The organism is Bradyrhizobium sp. dw_78, from assembly GCF_018449525.1.
Classification (GTDB): Bacteria; Pseudomonadota; Alphaproteobacteria; order Rhizobiales; family Xanthobacteraceae; genus Bradyrhizobium.
On record NZ_JAAVUS010000003.1, the window covers coordinates 388,705 to 408,865 of the forward strand.

The 20,161-nt window shown below is 60.9% G+C and carries 17 protein-coding genes, 1 tRNA gene and 1 riboswitch; of the genes, 12 read left to right on the forward strand and 6 right to left on the reverse strand.

What is annotated here, in order from left to right; genetic code table 11:
* Nucleotides 1–15 precede the first annotated feature (15 nt).
* A riboswitch (SAM riboswitch) is annotated at nucleotides 16–95 on the reverse strand.
* A gap of 94 nt (nucleotides 96–189) precedes the next feature.
* On the forward strand, nucleotides 190–1,296 hold the full coding sequence (locus tag HB630_RS10880) for a 2'-deoxycytidine 5'-triphosphate deaminase (protein ID WP_213772421.1): 1,107 nt from the start codon (nucleotides 190–192) through the stop codon (nucleotides 1,294–1,296).
* A 76-nt stretch (nucleotides 1,297–1,372) separates the two neighbouring features.
* On the opposite strand, the gene HB630_RS10885 is transcribed toward HB630_RS10880, so the two are convergent.
* The gene (locus HB630_RS10885) at nucleotides 1,373–3,088 is read right to left on the reverse strand and encodes a tetratricopeptide repeat protein (protein ID WP_213772233.1); all 1,716 of its coding nucleotides are present in this window, start codon (nucleotides 3,086–3,088) and stop codon (nucleotides 1,373–1,375) included.
* A gap of 899 nt (nucleotides 3,089–3,987) precedes the next feature.
* Here HB630_RS10885 and HB630_RS10890 point away from each other — a divergent pair.
* From HB630_RS10890 to HB630_RS10905, 4 genes are all read left to right on the forward strand, one after another.
* Nucleotides 3,988–4,353 (forward strand): Rieske 2Fe-2S domain-containing protein, encoded by a 366-nt coding sequence (locus HB630_RS10890; protein WP_213772234.1) that lies wholly within the window; start codon nucleotides 3,988–3,990, stop codon nucleotides 4,351–4,353.
* Nucleotides 4,340–4,696, forward strand: coding sequence for a hypothetical protein (locus tag HB630_RS10895; protein ID WP_213772235.1), 357 nt, complete (start codon nucleotides 4,340–4,342; stop codon nucleotides 4,694–4,696). Before HB630_RS10890 ends, HB630_RS10895 begins: the two co-directional genes overlap by 14 nt.
* The gene (locus tag HB630_RS10900) at nucleotides 4,693–5,934 is read left to right on the forward strand and encodes an amidohydrolase family protein (protein WP_213772236.1); all 1,242 of its coding nucleotides are present in this window, start codon (nucleotides 4,693–4,695) and stop codon (nucleotides 5,932–5,934) included. Before HB630_RS10895 ends, HB630_RS10900 begins: the two co-directional genes overlap by 4 nt.
* Before the next feature lie 95 nt (nucleotides 5,935–6,029).
* Nucleotides 6,030–7,343 carry an MFS transporter gene (locus HB630_RS10905; protein ID WP_213772237.1) on the forward strand — a complete coding sequence of 438 codons (1,314 nt, stop codon included), beginning with the start codon at nucleotides 6,030–6,032 and terminating at the stop codon, nucleotides 7,341–7,343.
* Here HB630_RS10905 and HB630_RS10910 read toward each other — a convergent pair.
* Nucleotides 7,340–8,314: a LysR family transcriptional regulator gene (locus HB630_RS10910; protein ID WP_249780787.1), complete on the reverse strand. Its 975-nt coding sequence runs from the start codon at nucleotides 8,312–8,314 to the stop codon at nucleotides 7,340–7,342. The genes HB630_RS10905 and HB630_RS10910 overlap by 4 nt on opposite strands.
* A gap of 256 nt (nucleotides 8,315–8,570) precedes the next feature.
* On the opposite strand from HB630_RS10910, the gene HB630_RS10915 reads away from it, so the two are divergent.
* Nucleotides 8,571–8,644: transfer RNA gene (locus tag HB630_RS10915), tRNA-Gly, on the forward strand.
* 54 nt (nucleotides 8,645–8,698) lie between these two features.
* On the opposite strand, the gene HB630_RS10920 is transcribed toward HB630_RS10915, so the two are convergent.
* A complete protein-coding gene (locus HB630_RS10920; protein ID WP_213772238.1) occupies nucleotides 8,699–9,268 on the reverse strand; it encodes a MarR family winged helix-turn-helix transcriptional regulator in 570 nt (189 codons plus the stop codon).
* A 301-nt stretch (nucleotides 9,269–9,569) separates the two neighbouring features.
* Here HB630_RS10920 and HB630_RS10925 point away from each other — a divergent pair, with 301 nt between their 5' ends.
* The 6 genes from HB630_RS10925 (at nucleotide 9,570) to HB630_RS10950 (ending at nucleotide 16,841) form a co-directional block, all read left to right on the forward strand.
* Complete coding sequence (locus HB630_RS10925) at nucleotides 9,570–10,169, forward strand: UbiX family flavin prenyltransferase (RefSeq protein ID WP_213772239.1); 600 nt, start codon at nucleotides 9,570–9,572, stop codon at nucleotides 10,167–10,169.
* A gap of 342 nt (nucleotides 10,170–10,511) precedes the next feature.
* Nucleotides 10,512–11,972, forward strand: coding sequence for a UbiD family decarboxylase (locus HB630_RS10930; RefSeq protein WP_213772240.1), 1,461 nt, complete (start codon nucleotides 10,512–10,514; stop codon nucleotides 11,970–11,972).
* A 104-nt stretch (nucleotides 11,973–12,076) separates the two neighbouring features.
* The gene (locus tag HB630_RS10935; protein ID WP_213772241.1) at nucleotides 12,077–13,042 is read left to right on the forward strand and encodes a tripartite tricarboxylate transporter substrate binding protein; all 966 of its coding nucleotides are present in this window, start codon (nucleotides 12,077–12,079) and stop codon (nucleotides 13,040–13,042) included.
* 169 nt (nucleotides 13,043–13,211) lie between these two features.
* Entirely contained in the window at nucleotides 13,212–13,616 is a 405-nt protein-coding gene (locus tag HB630_RS10940; protein WP_213772242.1) for a tripartite tricarboxylate transporter TctB family protein, read from the forward strand.
* Nucleotides 13,616–15,115, forward strand: coding sequence for a tripartite tricarboxylate transporter permease (locus tag HB630_RS10945; protein ID WP_213772423.1), 1,500 nt, complete (start codon nucleotides 13,616–13,618; stop codon nucleotides 15,113–15,115). Before HB630_RS10940 ends, HB630_RS10945 begins: the two co-directional genes overlap by 1 nt.
* A 49-nt stretch (nucleotides 15,116–15,164) precedes the next feature.
* A complete protein-coding gene (locus tag HB630_RS10950; protein WP_346656068.1) occupies nucleotides 15,165–16,841 on the forward strand; it encodes a thiamine pyrophosphate-binding protein in 1,677 nt (558 codons plus the stop codon).
* A 74-nt stretch (nucleotides 16,842–16,915) separates the two neighbouring features.
* Here the strand turns inward: HB630_RS10950 and HB630_RS10955 are convergent, their stop codons facing one another.
* From HB630_RS10955 to HB630_RS10965, 3 genes are read right to left on the reverse strand one after another with little or no spacing between them, the layout of a single operon-like run.
* Entirely contained in the window at nucleotides 16,916–18,091 is a 1,176-nt protein-coding gene (locus tag HB630_RS10955; protein ID WP_213772244.1) for a thiolase, read from the reverse strand.
* Nucleotides 18,088–18,480 carry a Zn-ribbon domain-containing OB-fold protein gene (locus HB630_RS10960; RefSeq protein WP_213772245.1) on the reverse strand — a complete coding sequence of 131 codons (393 nt, stop codon included), beginning with the start codon at nucleotides 18,478–18,480 and terminating at the stop codon, nucleotides 18,088–18,090. The genes HB630_RS10955 and HB630_RS10960 overlap by 4 nt, the downstream gene beginning before the upstream one ends.
* The gene (locus HB630_RS10965) at nucleotides 18,477–20,135 is read right to left on the reverse strand and encodes a long-chain-fatty-acid--CoA ligase (protein ID WP_213772246.1); all 1,659 of its coding nucleotides are present in this window, start codon (nucleotides 20,133–20,135) and stop codon (nucleotides 18,477–18,479) included. Before HB630_RS10965 ends, HB630_RS10960 begins: the two co-directional genes overlap by 4 nt.
* Nucleotides 20,136–20,161 lie beyond the last annotated feature (26 nt).

The following is a 20,161-nucleotide window of genomic DNA, read 5'->3' on the forward strand; positions in this document are numbered from 1 at the left end:
TCCAACGGGCCGGGATCACGCATGTCCCCGGCCTGTTTAGCTATTTATTTAACGTGGCTGCAAGCCGGCCGGCTCAAATCACCACGGGATAAGTTATGCTCTTATTCCGTCGTGCCCTTTTCGTCAAGACGGCCATCGGATAACGGATTAAAAGCTGTATTTCCAGCGTCTGGCATGGTGGATCAGGAATTGTCGTTCACGCTTCAACCCGGTGCCAATGGCATTCTGCCCGACCGCATGATCGCGGCGATGGCGGATGCCGGCCTGATCCTGCCGGCCTACCCGTTCGTCGAAAGCCAGATCCAGCCGGCCAGCCTCGACCTGCGGTTGGGCGATATCGCCTACCGGGTGCGCGCCAGCTTCCTGCCGGGGCCCGGCGCGACCGTGGCCGAGCGCATCGACGAATTGAAGCTGCACGAAATCAACCTGAGCGACGGCGCGGTGCTGGAGACCAACTGCGTCTATATCGTGCCGCTGCTGGAGAGCCTCGCGCTGCCGGCGAACATCGTCGCCGCCGCCAATCCGAAAAGCTCGACCGGCCGGCTCGACGTGTTCACCCGCGTGATCGCCGACGGCACGCGTCGGTTCGACATGATCGGCGCCGGCTATCACGGCCCGCTTTATGCCGAGATCAGCCCGAAGACATTTCCGGTGCTGCTGCGCGAAGGCTCGCGGCTGTCGCAGGTGCGCTTTCGCGTCGGCGATGCCATCCTCAGCGCCGATGAGCTCGACGCGCTGCACGATGCCGAGCGGCTGGTCGATATCGATGATGCCGATCTCGCCAGCGGCGTCGCGCTGAGCGTCGATCTCTCCGGCGAAAACGCCAACGGCTTCGTCGGCTACCGCGCCAAGCGCCATACCGGCGTGGTCGATATCGATCGCCGCGGCGGCTATGCGGTCGGCGAATTCTGGGAACCGATCCTGGCGCGGCCCGACGGCAGCCTCATTCTCGATCCCGGCGAGTTCTATATCCTGGCTTCCAAGGAAGCCGTGCAGGTGCCGCCGGATTATGCCGCCGAGATGGTGCCGTTCGATCCCCTGGTCGGTGAATTCCGCGTGCATTATGCGGGCTTCTTCGATCCCGGCTTCGGCTATGCCGGCGCCGGCGGGCAAGGGTCGCGCGCGGTGCTCGAAGTGCGTTCGCGCGAGGTGCCGTTCATCCTCGAACACGGCCAGATCGTCGGCCGGCTGGTCTACGAAAAAATGCTGGCGCGTCCCGACGCCGTGTATGGCCAGCGCATCGGTTCGAACTACCAGGCGCAGGGCCTGAAGCTTTCCAAGCATTTTCGGGTTTAGCCGGCTTAAAGCTGAAGCTTCTCTGTTCTGGCTCTTTCTAGAGCGCGATGGCGATCCAGCCTAAAGCTATCGCGCTCTATTGTTCAGGCAGCCCTGCCTCGACAGCGAGTCGGATGATTCGATTATTCCCGGTGAGAAAAATCGGGCTGGCATTCTTGGTCGGCAGTGAGACGTTGGTCGCGTTCGAGCCGGGTCGTAGTTCGAGCGCTTTCGCCATCGTTGCCTTTGCTTCCTGATCTCGTCCGAGCTGATGATAGACGGCGGCCAAAAGAATTTGCGTGCGGCCTGTACCGGGCGTAATTGCCAGTGATTGCTCCAGCCAGTGGGCCGCCTCGTCATAGCGTTCCAGCAAGGCGCAGGCCATTCCCGCTCCTAGCAGCCAGGTCCAGCGCGAAACTTGCGGAGTGTCGTACTCGTCGGCCTGTTTGAACGTCGCCAGCGCCTCGTCGAAGCGGCCTTGCAGCGTTTCCGCCAAACCCAGATTGAACAGCGCTGTGCCATCCCAGGGATCCAAACTCAACGTCTTGGCGCAGGCGATGAGACTTTCGGAGATGTTGTTGGTTGCCGTGAGAAAACGGCAATAGGCTTCGAGGACCGGAATATAGCGTGGCTTGAGCTGCAAGGCGTGATCCAGGATCGACCGTGCCCGGTTTTCCGTCGCGGGGATATCGGCCGGATCGTACCAGACTGTCTGAACGCCACGCATGAGGTGACTGGCAAGTGCGACTTCGAGGTCGACATTGTCGGCGTCGGTTGCAAGCGCTTTCTCCAGCATGGCTTGCGCGGCGCGAAAGCGGTCCGGCGTGGTCTGGTTGATGACGGCCGTTGCCTGCTGGATCACGACCTCGGCGCTGTCGTCAAGCGGTTCGCCGTCGTTTCCGCCTTGCTTCGGACCGCCGGAATTGAGCAGCGCGTTGAGGCGAAGCGCCAGGGGATGACCGAGTCTTGCGGCGAGGCGAGATTGCTGGCTAGCCAAATCTCCCGCGGCTGCGTCGAGCCCAACCGACGTGGTCCACCGCACTTCGCCGGAGGCTGCAGAGGTCATGCGCGCCTGCATTTGCCAGGAACCCGCGCTCTGCTGCAACTCGCCGCTTACGACGAGGTCGGCTGGGTCGGCGGACTTGCCCTGCGGTGCCACCACCCGGATTCGATCGATCTTTGCCAGACCATCGACAAGGCGCTCGGTGACGCCGGCCGCCACCGCGGCAAACTGCTGGTCGCCGCTTGCGGCGATCGGCATCACGGCAATGATGGGGGGCTTTCGTCCAAAGAGGGAGATCGGTCCGAAGATCGGCACGGCGGCAAGCCCGATGAGGGTACCGAGACCTGCGATGACGGCGAACGCCGACGAGCCACGCAGCCCGAACGGATGAAGCTTATGCCTCCTTGGCCCCATGAGCACCGGCGGCGTTGCAGCCGCGGCTTCCAGTTCGCTATCTGTTGCAATGGCAGCCGCTTCCGGCTCGTCGGTGGCGGCTGCAGGGCTGGATTCGCTCGATATTTCGGTATCAAACAGATAGCCGCGCCCCGATACCAGGCGGACCAGCTCGCGCCGATCATCGCCAAGCGCGGTTCGAATCTCGCGGATGCATTGGAACAGGCTGTCTTCGCCGACATGGACGTTCGGCCAAATCGCCTCGATCAGCTCCTGCTTGGAGAGGACCCGCCTGCCGCTGGTAGCAAGCAAATGCAGCATGGCGAAGGATTTAGGCCGCAGCCTGATCGCTTCGCCGTCACGACCGCGCAACTCGCCTCGCTGCAGATCGAGTTCATGGCCTGCAAAACGGATCAAGCGTTCCTACGACTTCGAAAGCTGAGGTAAGACCGCGGGAGATAGCAGCAAAATTCTGGAATGTCATCGCCGATGCGGTCACGATCTCGTCGCCGCCAGCCGGAGGTTTGGCGCAGTGAGCCGTGCCGCCCTGAAGACAAATTCATGTCTCAGATCGAACCAATCGGGAAGCCGCTCAACGGACAAGGCTGGCTCCGACGATCCACCTGCAGCTATCGGTGCGGGTGGCCGGGAATCGAGGGATTGCCCCGATCGTCTGCCAAATCGGCGTCTTTTCGCTTCAATGTTGGCTCTATCGGAAGGATTTCAGAGAGATTTCAGAATCTCTACGTGGCGCTGTAAGGACTTTCGCGTGGTCCTGTGAGAAGGGGATGGCGGGTTTGGCTCGCAAGGCGCCGAGGTTCGGCGGCTGGCAGGCCATGTCCATGCAGCGCTGCGAAGAGTGGCCTGTTTGGAACCGCCGTCGGGGCCGATTGCAGGGTTCTTGGCACATATGCTGGCCGGCTTTGCGCTGGCCGACGGCGGGGCCATTTTCTGTGCGCCAACCGGTATCGCCATCGAATGAGCGCGCCGTCACACCGGTAGGTTACCGTATCATTCGGTATGTTCATGTGGCGAAATGGCGAAACGGCCCCGCTGCAACGCAGGAAATGCTTAGACTTTAGTTGACGTATGTCGATGGTTCATATCGCTTTTGGCGTCGAACCACCCGATGTGGTGCCCAAACGGGGCCGTTTCGCCCTCCGCGCGATCATGTGCGGCGCACCATACGTGCGGCGTATCGCTTCTTCACGAAACGAATATTGCTGAGGTTGGCCCGGCCACTAAGAATGCTTCTAACGAGGTTCGTTGCGGTCGCCGATTTCTGATCGGGGCAGATACGCACAGGGTGAGGAAGCATGACCGAATACAATGCCGGAAGAGTCTCGGACTATGCTGACGGCGACCGCAAGGTTGTCGTCTGTGGCGAGTCCGAGGTGGGTGTCTTCAAGATCGATGGCGAATTCTACGCTTGGCATAACCGCTGTGCGCATCGCGCCGGACCGATCTGCCAGGGCCGCATCATGAAAAGGGTGCTCGAGCCGGTCGCGGAGGACCACACGGTCCGTGCCCAGGCCTATGACGAGGCCGAGTTCAACATTGTTTGCCCATGGCATGGCTACGAATACAGCATCAAGACGGGAGCCCACCAGGGCAATCCGCGCATTCGTCTGCGCAAGGCGGAGATATCGATCCGGGACGGAGAGATCTATGTCCGCGTCTGACAGCCGCCGCAACGATCCATATGGCTGGATCGACGCCATGGCGCCCGACCTGTTGCGGTCGTCCCGCGAACTGGTCGCGAGCGATGAGGCCTATCGCGTGTCCGATGAGGCTGTTGCGCAAATTCTGACGGCGGCAATCAGGCTGTATGTCGCGAAATCGGATGGCGAAGAAAGAACATTTCCGCCGATAGCCGGTCAACGCGACAGCGAAATGACTCCCACTGAACTGTTGTCCGCCGTCGCCGAGATGCTGCGCGCGCTGCATTTGAGTCCGATGGAGCTTGCGCTGTGGTACCGCCGCCGGCCCGACGAGGACAGTTATTATCCCGGAGCGAAATCATGAATATACAGAGCAAGATCAACCCGCAATTTGCGCCCACGCAGCAGATCGATGTTTACACCGATACGCGCGATGTGCTCGCGCACGCCAAGCGCAATGCGATCAAGCGTGGGTTGGATGACTGGTTCATTGTCGATATCGATGCCCATCACGTCGAGTCGGTCTCCTGGAAAGAAGTCGTCACCTACATCGAAGATCCCGTGATTCGCGATAACGCGATGCGGTATCAGATGGAGCGGATCGGCGCCCCTCCCTACGGCCTCAATGGCGACCTCGGGCTGCGTTATCAGTCGGTCGGCGGCCGCATCCCCCATCAGGATGACCAGCGCGAGGCCGTCACTGAAACGGACGTGCATCGCGACGTCGTTCTGACGCGCCGCGCGATGGATTCCCTTGGCGTGGACAACATGGTGGTGTTTCCGACGCCGATGCTGTTTCTCGGCATGCACCCCCAGCCCGAAATGGAGGTGTGGCTTGGCCGCGCCTATAATCGCTGGATGAGTGAGCGGATCCTTGCCGGCGATGATCGCATCAAGACCTTGATCTATCTCCCGTTCAATACCCCGCAGGAAGCCGAGCGCGCGGTAGAGGAGTTTGGCGACAACAAGGGCGTCATCGGCTTCTGCGTGACCAGCACGCGCTACAAGCCGGTGCATCACAACGACTATATGCGGCTCTATTCGATGATCGAGGAACGCGGCAAGCCGCTCGCGTTTCACGCCGGCTATCATTGGCAGGACCCGTCGCTTGCCACGGTGAACCGTTTCCTCGGCATGCACGCGCTCGGATTCGCGTGGTGCAACATGGTCCACATGACGAACTGGATCCTCAACGGAATTCCCGAGCGCTTTCCGAAGCTGAAGTCCATGTGGGTCGAAAGCGGGCTGGCATGGATACCCTTCCTGATGCAGCGGCTGGACGATCAATATCTGATGCGGCCGTCGGAAGCGCCTCAACTCAAGCGCATGCCGAGCGAATACATGAACACCAACTGCTTCTATACGACGCAGCCGATGGAGACGACGCACCCGAAGGCCTTGCAGAATACGTTCGAAATGATCAAGGCCGAGACGCAGCTGATGTTTTCGTCGGACTGGCCTCATTTCGACTTCGACCTGCCGCAAGAGATCTGCGACCTGCCGTTCCTCGACGAGCAGGCCAAGCGCAACATCCTCGGCCTGAATGCAGCACGGCTTTTCAATCTCGACCCTACGCCGGTGAAGAAGCTGGTTCAGAAATGATCAGCGACCGATTTGCCTGACAATAGGCATCGTCCAATCAGAAGCGGCTCAGAAAAGCCGCGTGGAAAATAACGCGTTCAACGACGGGGGGGATCATGTCGACGATTGCCGCAGCGGACTATTCGGTCGAACGAGCAAAATCCGGGGAAGTCATCAGCAAGGTCTGGCGAAGGCTCATCCCTTTCCTGTTCGTCTTGTACATCATCAACTATCTGGACCGGATCAACATCGGCTTTGCGGCGCTGTCGATGAATAAGGATTTGATGTTCAGCGCGACCGTTTTCGGCCTGGCCAATTCAATCTTCTACTTCGGATACGTGGTCTGCGAAATTCCAAGCAACCTTCTGATGGCGCGTTTCGGTGCGCGTGTCTGGATCGCGCGCATTCTGATCTCCTGGGGACTGGCGTCGGCGGCGACCATGCTGGTGGTCGGACCATACAGCCTCTATGCCATACGGTTCCTCGTCGGCGTTCTCGAGGCCGGTTTCGTTCCGGGTGTGCTGCTTTACCTGACGTACTGGATCCCGAATTCGCATCGGGCCCGCGCCAATGGATACCTCATGATGGCGCAACCCGTCGCCATGGCCCTTGGCGGAGGCATATCAGGCCTCATCCTTGAGCATTTTAACGGCGCCATGGGCCTTCAAGGTTGGCGGTGGATGTTCTTGTGCGAGGGACTTCCCGCTGTCGTTCTCGGCTTGGCTTCTTATTTCTACCTGACCGATAGGCCGAGCGACGCAAGCTGGCTTGCCGAGGGCGAAAAGGCTGCGCTCGCTTCACTCGTCAGAGAGGAACGAATTGCGGGCCCGGTACGGCAAAAGCCGTCGATTCTCAAGCAAGTGATGGAGCCCAGTATTCTTCTGCTGGCCGTGGCATATTTCTGTCTAGTCAACACGATCAACGCCAACGCCACCTGGATTCCCACGATTGTGCGCGATGTTCTGAAAACGTATTCGCTGACATCCGTGGGACTTGTCACGGCGATTCCGGCCGTCTGTGCGCTCATCCTCATGCCGATCTGGACGCGAAATTCGGACAGGACGCAGGAGAGAAAGGGGCACGTGATCACAGCCCTGATAATGGCTGCGGTCGGTTGGCTGATGGTGATCTATTTTTCGCAGCCTGAACTCCGGCTGGCGGGACTCATCTTCACGGTGTCGGGGGCGTTTTGCGCCATGAGTGTTTTTTGGACGTTGCCCCAGGCGATTCTCTCCGAGGAAGCGAGGCCGGCCGGCATCGGGCTCATCAGCGCGGTGGGGCTGCTCGGGTCAGCGGTAAGCCCGGCGGTGATCGGCATACTTCGTGACCTGACGGGCAATTTCAACGCCGGACTTTTCTATGTCACAGCCTTGCTGGTGGTTTCGATGGTGCTGATCTGGGCTGTAGGTCGTCGCCACCGAGTATCTTAAAGCATGGTCAGCTTGGATTGCAGGCGTGTGGCGGCGATGAAGGCCTCGATGACCGGAGAAAGTTCCTTATAGGCGATGGCGAGTTCGAACTGGACGGGAGTTCCGGCTCCCGTCAATTCGCGGAACGCAACGCCTTGACGTCCGCCTTTCACCAGCGCGCGCGAGACCAAAGCGACGCCCATGCCTCCGGCAACGAGGCTCACGATTGTATCCATTTGCGGGGCTTCCTGACCGACCAACGGGAAGAAGCCCGCCTGTAGGCAGGCGGTGTGAATGATGCGGTGAAGACCCGGGCCTTGGCGTTCCGGAAACAGGATCCAGGATTCGCTGGCCATATCCGTCAGCGCAATTTCTTCCTTTTGCGCCAGCGGGTGCTCTTCAGGGATCGCGGCGACCAAGCGGTTTTGTGCCACGATTTCAGATTTCAGATATTGTGCGTCTTGCAGCGGAGGAATGACGAAGCCGAGATCGATGCTACTCTTTTGCAGCAACTCGATTTGCTGTCCGGTCATCGCCTCCCGCAGTTCGAGTTTGATCTGCGGGTAGTGTTCGCGAAAACGCAGCAGGATCGCGGGAAGAATCTCTCGGGCTGCACTTGCGACGAACGCTATTCGCAGCAGGCCGGTCAACCCTTCGCCGGCCTGACGTGCGGCCAACATGGCGCGCTCGGCCTGTTCGACCGTTCTGCGAGCCTCCTTCAGGAAAATCTGGCCGGCCTCGGTCAGCCGCGTGATCCTGTTTGTCCGTTCGATCAGGGTTGTGCCGATTTCATCTTCGATCCGTTGAATCGTTGACGTAAGCGGCGGCTGGGCCATGTTCAGCCGCTCAGCCGCGCGACGAAAGCTCAGCTCTTCCGCGACGGCGATAAATTGCTTGAACTGTCGAAGCTCGATCATCCCAGGAGGGATCCCATGGCCATCCGCAAGGATGGCCTGATTGAATGGCCGGTCCCAACCGCGAGCCCGATGCATCGGGCCGGTCTTCTGCGGGAATCAGGTGATATCCGATCACATGCCGGCGTGTCTGCAACTTATCCGGAGTTTCCGATGGGTCACAAGGGCGCAGCCCATGCGCAATGGATCTCGGCCGTTTAGTTAGGGCCGGCGCCATGGTTGCGACGGGCATCCGGAAAATCCGGCCCTGGACTAGGGGGGAGGGGCAGCCATAGCAGGTCATCAACCCGCTTGGCGGCGCGCGCAGTCTCGGGTAATCAGGAGAGGCAAATCTGCGGGCGTAGTTCAATGGTAGAACGGCAGCTTCCCAAGCTGCATACGAGGGTTCGATTCCCTTCGCCCGCTCCAATTCTCTCGGTGCCCGGTGGGGCTGCAGCGGATGAATCTTGCCGCCGGCCTCTTCTACTGGCGCGGTGAACCTGCCTGCAAGGCAGGCGATGTGTAGTCCAGCAACCGGATGGACTGATCGGCGGTCCGGACCAGATCGGACATCACCTTGCGAAGTTTCTTGAAGTCGTTCGCGGAAAGACAGCTGAACAGCATGTCATTTGCCGGCCGTTGAACCGGCGCAAGCTCATTGAGCAGTGCTCTCGCTTTGGCTGTGATGGTCAGAACGACCCGGCGCCGATCCTCGGCGTCGGTCGCCTTTTCGACCAGGCCGGCGGCCACCAGTTTGTTGATTTCGATGGTGATGAAAGCGCCGCTGAAGTGCAGGTGGTCGGCGACCAGGTTGACCCCGACCTTCTCTTCGTTTCCGCTCAAATGGGCGATCGCGATCAGAACGGTGTACTGGGTGCCGGAAAGGCCGATCACCTGGCCAATCTGGTTGCGTATTTCCTGCAGGCGGGCGGCGAAGGCCAGCGTGTCGTGGAGGAACTGGCGAAATGCTTCGTCTGAACCGCCGACCAGAAGCTCGGGCCGTGAAACCGTGGGCTCGTGAACGACTTTCTTTGATCTGGCTTTCGTGACCATTCGATCTCCGGACGAGGCCGTCTTGAGGCGAGCAACTGTCAAGTTGAATCGATTCGCATGCAGTTGCCGAAAATGCAAGGCAGTGCCCTGCCGCCGAGCACTTCTATTTTCCTATCTAGCTTTATAATAAAGATATATCGGGAGAACGATCCGGCAAATCCCCATGCTGGTTTTAGGCGGGTGCCCGCTGTAAAAGGACGGGCGTCCCCTTGGGTCGTTCCGGTCAAACCGGACTGTCGAGTCGGCGGGGCACTCCCCCGTTCCTGCAAGGAGCGATATCAGTGACTGGATTGCGTATTTGATGAGCACATCGCCACAACGATTGATCGTTGGGATCACCGGAGCCTCCGGCGCAATTTATGGCGTTCGGCTCCTGGAGTTGTTGAAGCCAACTCCGGTTGAAACCCATCTTGTCGTGAGCCGGTCCGCACGGGTTTCGCTGGCGCAGGAATCCGATGTGAAGCTGAGTGACGTGATCGCGCTGGCGGATGTCGTCCACCAAGTGGACAACATCGGGGCTTCGATTTCTAGCGGATCGTTCAAGACGCTCGGGATGGTCGTTGCGCCATGTTCGATCCGCAGTCTTTCGGAGATCGCAACCGGCGTAACCTCATCCTTGCTGACGCGGGCTGCCGACGTTGTCCTGAAAGAGCATCGCCGCCTCGTTTTGATGGTTCGGGAGACCCCGCTTCATCTCGGGCATTTGCGTGCGATGACCGCGGTGGCTGAAATGGGAGGCATCATCTATCCTCCGGTGCCGGCGTTTTATGCGCGCCCCGAAAGTCTTGATCAGATGGTCGATCATACGTTGGGGCGCGTGCTTGACCTGTTCGATATCCCGAACGACGCCGTCAGCCGGTGGTCGGGATTGAACTCCGGAGCGGGTAAGGATCAGTCCTAAGAGTTCCTCGCGGAACAATTGCCGGAAAAAACATCAGCGCTGAATCCGATCACCTGCGAGGATGTCCGCAATCGTGCTGTCTGCGGGGCCGTGCCTTGGAAAGGCGCCTTGATTCGAGGCCGATGCGCCTCCGCTGCTCATGGATGAGACCGTTGGCGTCCTGCGGAGGGGGGGCGATGAGTGATCCGAGCGCCCATATTTTGCCCTTGGTCTGCTTGCGAAGCAGGCTTGACTACCTTTGTGGCATAGCTATCGTATTTTTATATTGAGGGACAGGGCCGGCGTTTGTCGGCTTGTCCGTCGGTTGGCTTACTTCGCGGTGAATTGGGAGATACGAACTGGATGCCGGTGTCAGATATTCTCGACACGCGATTTCGCTCCGCGTTGTTGCGGTTGGCGCAGAAGGATCGCGTGTTGACATACGATCGGGCCGCCGCTGTTGCGGGGCGGGCGCCTGCAAACGAGCCGGCTGATCCGCATCTCGAAGTCGCCGCGATTCTGAAAAAGCTGGATGGTCGTCAGGCGCTGCTGTTTCCGTCGGTGATCGGATACGAAACCCCGGTCATCGGCAATTTGCTCAGTTCGAGGGAAAATTGCGAGGCGGCTTTCGGCCTCGACTTCAACGGCATTCGTGGTGTGGTTCAGCGCGCGATGGGGTCGCCGATCCCGCCGAAAGTCGTGACGGATGCTCCCGTTCATGAAGTCGTGATGACCTCCGGCTTCGACATCCGCAAGATCCTGCCTGCGTTGTTCCATGCGCCGGGAGATGCCGGCCGATACGTCACCGCCGGAATCGTCGTCGTCAAGGATCCCGTCACCGGCATCTACAACGCGTCGTATCACCGGTTGCAACTGCTGGGACCGGACCGGGTCGCCATCAAACTCGATTTCGGGCGTCATCTGCGTCTCGCCTTCGAGCGTGCTAAAGCGCGGGGCGAGGCGTTGCCGGTCGCGGTCTGCATCGGTACCGATCTGGCGCTGCATTTCACGGCGGCGACGATGGGTTCGCAGATGCCGGAAACCGCGGACGAACTCGCTGTCGCCGGTGGTCTTGCCGGACAGGCGCTGACGGTCGTCAAGGCCGTGTCGCAGGATCTTCTGGTGCCGGCGGAGAGCGAATTCGTTCTCGAAGGAAAAATCCTCGTCGATCAGGTCGCGCCGGAAGGTCCGTTCGGCGAGTTCATCGGCTTCGCGGCGCCTGCTGCCGACGCGCCGGTGCTTCAATTCACTGCCGTCACGCAGCGCAAGCGCCCGATCTATCATGTGATCAACGGCTTCGGACGCGAGACCATTATTCTGCGCAAATATGTCCTTGAGGCCAGCCTGCTCAAGGTTCTGCAGTCGGCGGTCCCGATCGTGACCGACGTGGAGATGACATCCGGCGGGCTGCATCGCTTCCATGCCGTGATCCAGGTCAAGAAGCAGACACGCCAGCACAATGGTTTGCAGCGAAATGCGATGATGGCTGCATTCGGCGCCCTGAAGGATCTGGATCTCATCACGATGGTCGATCACGACATTGATATTCGTGACCCGATCGATGTCGAATACGCGATTGCGACGCGGATGGAGGCTTCGTCCGATCTCATTCTCATTCCGGGGGCGAGAGGGCACGAATATGTGCGCGTCAGCAAGGATGGGATTCGCACCAAGCTGGGCATCGACGCCACCGTGCCGTTTGAAGACCAGGCAAAATTCCGCCGTGTCGAGTTCGCCGAGACGAACGTCGATGCCGAAACGTTTACTTCGGGGCGGGCGGCTGCGCTGCGCGCGCTGGATGTTGCGGGAATAGATCTTGCATGACGTTTCGCGTGTGGCTGTTTCAAGCGTAAACAGCCCTCTGTGGGTGTGGACGTGGGGCGATGCAGCCGGCGGGCTGTCTTGTTCGGTACTGGAAGGATCGCGGAATGAAGAGACTTGTCGTAGCCGCCTTTTCATTATGGGTGGCCATGGGTTTCACCGTGGCGTCGGCGGAAGAATGGCCGACGAAAACGATCCGGCTTGTCGTGCCCTATGCGCCGGGCGGCTACACCGACGCCGTGGCGCGGATTACCGCGAACTATCTTGAAAAGGCGCTTGGCCAGACCGTGATCGTCGATAACCGCGCGGGCGGCGGCGGCATTGTCGGCACCGACCTCATTGCGAAATTGCCGGGCGACGGTTACTCGCTTTGTGTTTGCAGCGTGGGCGCGATCTCGATTTCCCCGGTGGCGCAGGGCGTTCAATATGACCCGCTGAAAGATTTCAAGCCGATCAGCATCGTCAGCACCATTCCGCAGACCGTGATCGTGAATCCGTCGCTTCCGATAAAATCGATCCAGGATCTGGTGAGCTACGCCAAGGATCATCCGGGCCAGTTGAATTTTGGATCGAGCGGCGCGGGCGGCCTGATGTATTTCTCGGTAGCGCTGTTCCAGGCGCGCACCGGCACCAAGATGACGCATGTTCCTTTCAAGGGCGGCTCGCCGGCCACGGCTGCCGTGGTTTCCGGCGAGGTCAATCTGGCGTTCACGAACATGACAGATGCGCTGCCTCAGATGGAGGCCAACACGGTTCGCGCCTTGGCCGTGACGTCGACGCAACGAAGCGAGTTCGCGCCGCAGCTTCCCACCATCGCCGAGACGGTCCTGCCGGGTTATAGCGCGGAATCCTGGAACGGTATTCTGGCGCCCGCCAGCACGCCGGACGCCATCATCGACAAGCTCTCCGGTGTCTTCAAGAAGATGGCGGCTGATCCCGACGTGCAGAAGAGCATGGCGATCGCGGGTGCCTCGACGGTTTTCACGACGCCGGCGGAATACAGAAGCAGGATAGCCCAGGAACTGGAGCAGTGGAGAAGCCTGCTCAAGGAAATAGCGGACAAGAAGACCTGACGGCGGATTCTTGATCCGAAAGCGATGCGCCCGGCGGCGCATCGGGAGTCAAGCCGGAATACACTCAATCAGGATGCGGCCAGCCGGAGATTGCTTCGGATGGCGGTTGCGACGGGACGAATTCATGAAACCTATCACGCGGTTTGGAAACATCGACTTCCTTTCCGGATTGCTGCTGGCCGCGATCGCGATCATCGCGCTGTGTTACATCCGCACATTGACAGTCGGAACCGTCCTGGAGATGGGCCCCGGTTACTTTCCTCTCGGCCTTGCGCTTGTTCTTCTTGGTCTCGGACTGTGCCTTCTGGTGAAGGGGCTGTTCGTCGATGCGCCGCCCGTCGGTGAATTCCATCTGAGGCCGCTGTTTTTCATCCTGCTGTCGTTCGCCGCGTTCGGACTCCTGATTGAGCGTGCGGGGATCATGGTGGCAATCCTGGCGCAGGTGGCCGTCGCGCATTTTGCTTCCCGGGAAACGACCGTTCTTCAAAGCGTGTTGACCGGTATCGGCTGCGCTGTGGTCTCCGCAGTGGTGTTTGTGCTGATTCTCCAGATTCCGGTGAGCATCCTGCCATGATGAGTGTTTTCGGGTTACTCGGGCATGGCTTCGCCGTTGCCGCGACGCCGACAAATCTTTTCTTCTGTCTCGTCGGCGCCGTTTGCGGAACGCTGATCGGGGTGTTGCCGGGGCTGGGCCCGGTTGCCACCATCTCGCTGCTGCTGCCGGCGACGTTCGCGCTCGATCCGACCGCCGCGATCATCATGCTGTCCGGCATCTATTACGGCGCGCAATATGGAGGATCGACCACCGCAATCCTCGTCAACATTCCCGGCGAGTCGACCTCGGTCGTGACCGCCATCGACGGTTACAAGATGGCGCAGCAGGGCCGCGCCGGCGAGGCGCTGGCGATTGCGGCGATCGGTTCGTTCATCGCGGGCTGTTTCGGCACGGTGGTGATCGCTCTTCTGGGGCCGCCGCTGGCGCTTATGACCCAGCGATTCGCCTCGCCGGATTATTTCTCGCTGATGGTGCTGGGGCTGGTTTCCGCCGTCGTCCTGGCTAACGGGTCTGTGTTTCGCGCCATTTCCATGATTTTCCTCGGACTGCTGCTTGGCATGGTCGGGATGGATATCAACACCGGCGAAGCCCGCATGACGTTCGGCTTCGTGGAACTGTCCGATGGCATCGACTTCGTTGCCCTGGTGATGGGCCTGTTCGGCGTGGCCGAGGTCATCTCCAACCTCGAGGATGTTTCGGTCCGGATCGTCAATCACACGCGGGTCGGTAGCATCTGGCCTTCGTTCCGGGTCCTGAAAGGCGCGTGGGGCGCGGTGATGCGGGGGACCCTGTTGGGAACGGTTTTCGGCATTCTTCCGGGCGGCGGCGCGACCATGGCGTCGTTTTCGGCTTACGCGCTCGAAAAACGCATCGCGAAAGATCCCTCGCGCTTCGGCAAGGGCGCGATTGAAGGGGTGGCCGGTCCGGAATCGGCCAACAACGCCGCCGCGCAGACCTCGTTCGTGCCGCTGCTGACCATGGGAATTCCGACCAGCGCGACCATGGCCTTGATGGTGGGCGCCTTGACGTTGCACGGCATCGCGCCGGGACCCATGATCATTTCGCGGCAGCCTGACCTGTTCTGGGGTTTGATCGCGAGCATGTTCTTGGGCAATGTGATGCTCGTGATCATCAATCTTCCGATGATCGGCATCTGGGTTCGGCTGCTCGCCGTGCCCTACCGCGTGCTCTATCTTATCATTTGCGTGGTTTGCGCGATCGGTGTGTACTCGGTCAACAATTCCAGCTTCGACGTCTATCTGACGATCGGCTTCACGCTGTTGGGATATGTCCTGCGCAAGCTCCACGCGGAACCGGCCCCGCTGTTGATGGGATTCGTGCTCGGACCGATGGTAGAGGAGAATTTTCGCCGCAGCCTGATTACGTCGCACGGAGACCCGATGATCTTCCTGCAACGGCCGATCAGTTTTGCGCTGCTGTTGCTCAGCGTGGCGCTGCTGATTTCGATGGTGATGCCTTCGATCAGCCGCCGGCGGGAAGAAGTCTTTCAGGAATGATGGTCATAACGCGCGCCCGATGCCGGGCGCTGGATGGGAGTTTCAGGCTGTGAACATTCACGATCCGGTTAAACCTGCGGTGTCGAGCGTCCGTGAGCGGAACGGCGGCGAAATTCTCGTCTCCGCGCTGCGGCTGAACGGGATCGACACGATGTTCGGGGTGCCCGGCGAGAGCGCGTTGCCGGTCTTCGACGCGGTCCATGACGCCGATGCGAAGGTCCGCTTTATCGTCTGCCGTCACGAAGCGACGGCATCGCATATGGCCGAAGCCGACGGCAAGATCTCTGGCAGGCCCGGAGTCTGCATCGTGAGCCGCGGGCCGGGCGCCATGCACGCGATGGTCGGGATGCATACAGCCTATCAGGATTCGACGCCGATGCTGTTGATCATCGGCCAAGTGCCGCGCCTGCACCGGGGGCGCGAAGCCTTTCAGGAAATGAACTATACGCGCACCTTCGACGATATGACGAAATGGGTGGCCGAGATCGAATCCCCGGATTTGATCCCGGAATATGTCAACCGTGCCGTTCAGATCGCCATGCAGGGACGGCCGGGGCCGGTCGTGCTGTCGATTCCCGAAGATGTGCTCAGCGCGACCAGCGGCGTCGCGGACGCGGCGCCGGCCTGCGTCGTCCATGCGGGACCGTCCGACGCCCAGATGCAGCAGGTCAAGGCGCTGCTGCAACAGGCCCAGCGCCCGCTGATCATCGTCGGCAATCTGGGCTGGACGCCGGAGGCGATCGAGAAGTTCGAGTCGTTCGTCGCTCGCAACGACATTCCGGTGGTCGCGGGCTTCCGTTCCCAGGACATCCTGAACAACGACAGCGAGCAATATATCGGGGATCTCAGCCTTGGCTGCAGCCGTGTACTGATGGCGCGCGTGAAGGCGGCGGACTGTCTGCTGGTCATCGGCGACCGTCTCGGCGACATCACCACCGGGCATTATTCGCTGCTGGATGTGCCTACGCCGAAGCAGACGCTGATTCATGTGTTTCCCGGTCCCGAGGAACTGGGGCGGGTCTATATTCCGACGCTCGGCATCCAGGCCAATGCATCGCTCTTTGTCGATGCGCTTGCAAAGCTTGAGCCTTTGAAATCGGATGCCTGGGCCGGGTGGCGCGCCGATACGCGGCGCGACTATGCTGCCTATCAGCAGACGAAGTCCGACGTCATCGGATTCGATCTGGCACAGGTCATCGTCTATCTGCGCGAGCACCTGCCGGAAGATGCCGTCATCACCAACGGCGCGGGCAATTATACGGTCTGGCTTCACCGGTTTTACCGGTACCGGAAGCCGAAAACGCAACTGGCGCCGAAGTCGGGTTCGATGGGGTATGGCTTTCCGGCCGCGATTGCGGCGCAACTGCGCTTTCCGAAGCGGACGGTGGTCTGCCTGGCCGGAGACGGCTGCTTCATGATGGCCTCGCAGGAATTCGCGACCGCCGTTCAACAGGGACTTCCGATCGTCGTCATTGTCGTCAATAACGGGATGTACGGCTCGATCCGGATGCATCAGGAGAACAATTTTCCCGGCCGGTCCAGCGGGACCCATCTGTTCAATCCGGATTTTGCCGCCCTGGCGCAATGCTACGGCGCGCATGGCGAAGCGATCGACAAGCACGAGGATTTTCCCGCGGCCTTCGAGCGTGCGGTGGCCGCGAAGCGGCCCGCCATTATCGAACTGCGCGTCGACAGCAAGCAGCTCACGCCCGACCGGCGTCTTTAGAGTTTTAAACGCCGGTTCTGATTGGATCAGAATCGGCTCTCATATATCGCAGTCTCACATCATCCGCGGCGAAATCACAGCGCCGCGGACGTGCCGAGAATGGCGGTGGATTGGCTGGATGCCGCGTTTCCGCCGTTGCCGTTGACCAGCGCCGTGGTGGCGCCGCTGACCTGCCGGGCGCCGCAGATGCCCCGCAGTTGCAGCACGGCCTCGATCATCGCGAACACGCCGTACATGTTCGGCTGAACGCAGGAGAGGCCGCCGCCATTGGTGTTGACCGGTAACCGGCCTCCCGGACCGATGGTGCCGCCTTCGACAAACGGGCCGCCTTCGCCCTTTGCGCAGAACCCGAGATCTTCCAGAAACAGAATCGGATTGATGGTGAAGGCGTCGTAAAGCTGGAGCAGATCGATGTCAGCGGGCTGTAGTCCCGCCATGGCGTAGGCTCTTTGGCCGGAATCGCGGGCAGGGGTCACCGTCAGGTCGTTCATGCCCGACGCCGTGCGATGCCACGCGGCCGTGCCGTGGCCCAGCACATAGACCGGTTGCTGCGGCCTGTCTTTGGCGGCGTCCGAACGCATCATCACGAAGGCGCCGGCGCCGTCCGTCACCAGGCAGCAATCGTGGACCGTGAATGGATCCGACACCATCCTGGCGCCAAGGACGTCCTCGATCGTCAGCGGCGACCGGGCGAAGGCGTCCGGATTCAACTGTGCCCAGCGGCGGGCCGCGACGGCGACCTCGGCCAGATGGCGGCGCGTCGTTCCGAATTCGTGCATATGCCGCGCGGCGATCAGCGCATAGCCGGACGGTGGATTGAATGGTTCATACGGGGCGTCGAACGGGGCGGGGTCCAGCAGGTTGCGCGCGGCGGTGCGTTCCTTGCGGCCGAACGCAGCGGTGCGCTGTGTGCTGCCGTAGCACACGAGGACCGCGTTGCAGATACCGGCCGTCAGCGCCAGCATCGCGGGCTGAAGATGGGCGACGAAGGCCGATCCTCCGATATTGGTGCCTTCGATGAAGCTTGGCCTGATCCCGAGATATTCCACGACGTTGAGCGGCCACATCGCCGCGCTCAGATTCGCCGTACAGAGTCCGTCGATATCGCTGAAACTGAGGCCCGCATCCTCAACGGCGGCGCGCGCGGCCAGCGCAAGAATTTCGATTTCGCTGAATCCCGGCGCTTCCCCGCAGCCGGCCAGCCCAACGCCGGCGATCGCGGTCGACCCGCGCAAACGAATATCGCTCATGACGTTTGATCTGCCGGCTTGAAGACGACAAGGCCGCTGCCGTTGTTGGTAACGATTTCCGCCCGAACGCTCATTCCGATCTGGACCTCATGCGGAGAAATGCCGCGAACGCTGCTCATCATCCGCACGCCTTCGCTGAGATCGATCAGCGAAACATTGTAGTCGCCGCCATGCTCCGGCTTCCGCCTGACAGTCGTCACCGAATACACCGTGCCCCGTCCGGACGGTTCGATCCATTTCAGGATCCGGCCGGAACAATGCGGGCAGATGGTTCGGGGATAGAACACCGCACGGCGACAGTCCGCGCATTGCTGGATGAAGAACCGGCCCTGATCGAGCGCAGCCTGATACGCGGCTTCCGGGCCGAGCGTTTCCGGTGGCAGTATCATGAGGGCGGGATTTCCTTTGCGTTCTCTTTTTCCTGCAGTTCCCGCCAGAGGATTTTTCCGGCTGGCGATTTCGGCAGGGTGTCGACGAATTCGACCACGCGCGGGTATTTGTAGGCGGCCATCTTCTGCCGCGACCATTCGATGAAGGCCGCTTCCGTGAGCAAACCACGGGCGCTGTCCCGAAGCCGCACCAGCGCCTTGACGGTCTCGCCTCGGTAGGCATCCTTGATGCCGATCACGCAGGCCTCGACCACGTCTTCGTGCTGATAGAGGAGATTTTCGACTTCGGCCGGCCACACCTTGAGGCCGGAAGCGTTGATCATGCGCTTCGCCCGATCGGTCATGTAGAAGAAGCCGTCGGCGTCGCGGTAGCCGATGTCGCCGGTGCGATAGAAGGTTTGTCCGTCGACGTCGATGAAGGCCTCGCGCGTGGCGTCAGGCTGGTTCCAATATCCCTTGAAGACCTGCGGGCCGTATACCGCGATTTCCCCGGCCTCGCCGACCGGCAGCTCCTGACCGGTCGCAGGATCGATGATGCAGGAACTGGTATTGAAAAACGGAACGCCAAGGCATTGCGGCCGCGGCTGTTCGACAAGATTCAAATGCGTGGTCGCAGCCGATTCAGTCATGCCATAGGCTTCGATGAACGGCAGCCCGAGCCTGTCGCGCAGCCGCTTCCACACCCCGTCCGGCATGGCGGCGCCGCCTGACGTGACGCGCCGAAGCCGGGAGAGATCGAAATCCGCCAGCCGCGGATTGGCGAGCAGATCGATCACCGCAGTGGGGGCGAGCGCCGCGTGGGTCACGCCGTAGCGGGCCATCAACTGGGTGGCAAGATCGCGCTCCCAGCGAGGCAGGATGACGACCGTGCTTCCCGCGAATACCGGACTTGTGACCGCGTGATTGAAGCCGGACACGTGATACATCGGCGCGGCCCCGAGCGAGGCGTCGCCCGGCCGCAGCCCATGCCAGAAGGTCAGGCCCATGGCGTTATGCACCAGGTTCCCGTGGGTCAGCATGCAGGCTTTCGGTTTGCCCGTCGATCCGGAGGTAAAGGGCAGGGCGCAAACGTCGTCCGGCGTGGCTACCGGCGCGTCCGGAGTTTCACCCGCGGCCATGACGTCGCGCCAGGCAACGCAATCGTCGAATGTTCGCGACGGCTCGGTGAGCCAGTCTGGCAGCTTGAAGTCGCTGTCGTCGGGCAAATAGTCCGCATAGGTCGCGACGACGATATCCGTGACGCCTGATCCGCCGACTGCGGCGATGGCGGTCTCCGCGAGGTCTTGCGCGCAGACGATCAGTCGCGCACCGCTGTCGCGCAGATAATGCGCGACCTCGCTGGTGCGGTTCATGGGGCTGATCGGAACAATGATCATGTCCGCCCGCAGCACGGCGTAGCTCGCGATCAGCCATTGCGGCGAGTTCTGCATATAGAGGGCGACGCGGTCGCCGCGTTGCAGGCCCGCGCGGCGCTGAAGCCAGCCGGCGAACCGCTCGACCTCGATTCGGAACGCCCGGTACGAGAGGGCGGTCCCGAAAAACTGCAAGGCGGCGAGATCGGGAAAACGGTCCGCCGTGACGTTAAGATGGTCGGTGAGCGTCGCCTTCGAGAGCGCAAACCTGAGCGGGTTGCCGCTCCGATACCGCACCTGCATGAATATCCTCGAATGATCATGGGCGA

Bases quoted from the DNA above. Each gene is read 5' to 3' on its own strand.
- HB630_RS10890 (WP_213772234.1), top strand. From the start codon at position 3,988: ATGACCGAATACAATGCCGGAAGAGTCTCGGACTATGCTGACGGCGAC.
- HB630_RS10895 (WP_213772235.1), top strand. From the start codon at position 4,340: ATGTCCGCGTCTGACAGCCGCCGCAACGATCCATATGGCTGGATCGAC.
- HB630_RS10900 (WP_213772236.1), top strand. From the start codon at position 4,693: ATGAATATACAGAGCAAGATCAACCCGCAATTTGCGCCCACGCAGCAG.
- HB630_RS10905 (WP_213772237.1), top strand. From the start codon at position 6,030: ATGTCGACGATTGCCGCAGCGGACTATTCGGTCGAACGAGCAAAATCC.
- HB630_RS10910 (WP_249780787.1), bottom strand. From the start codon at position 8,314: ATGCATCGGGCTCGCGGTTGGGACCGGCCATTCAATCAGGCCATCCTT.
- HB630_RS10920 (WP_213772238.1), bottom strand. From the start codon at position 9,268: ATGGTCACGAAAGCCAGATCAAAGAAAGTCGTTCACGAGCCCACGGTT.
- HB630_RS10925 (WP_213772239.1), top strand. From the start codon at position 9,570: ATGAGCACATCGCCACAACGATTGATCGTTGGGATCACCGGAGCCTCC.
- HB630_RS10930 (WP_213772240.1), top strand. From the start codon at position 10,512: ATGCCGGTGTCAGATATTCTCGACACGCGATTTCGCTCCGCGTTGTTG.
- HB630_RS10935 (WP_213772241.1), top strand. From the start codon at position 12,077: ATGAAGAGACTTGTCGTAGCCGCCTTTTCATTATGGGTGGCCATGGGT.
- HB630_RS10945 (WP_213772423.1), top strand. From the start codon at position 13,616: ATGAGTGTTTTCGGGTTACTCGGGCATGGCTTCGCCGTTGCCGCGACG.
- HB630_RS10955 (WP_213772244.1), bottom strand. From the start codon at position 18,091: ATGAGCGATATTCGTTTGCGCGGGTCGACCGCGATCGCCGGCGTTGGG.
- HB630_RS10960 (WP_213772245.1), bottom strand. From the start codon at position 18,480: ATGATACTGCCACCGGAAACGCTCGGCCCGGAAGCCGCGTATCAGGCT.
- HB630_RS10965 (WP_213772246.1), bottom strand. From the start codon at position 20,135: ATGCAGGTGCGGTATCGGAGCGGCAACCCGCTCAGGTTTGCGCTCTCG.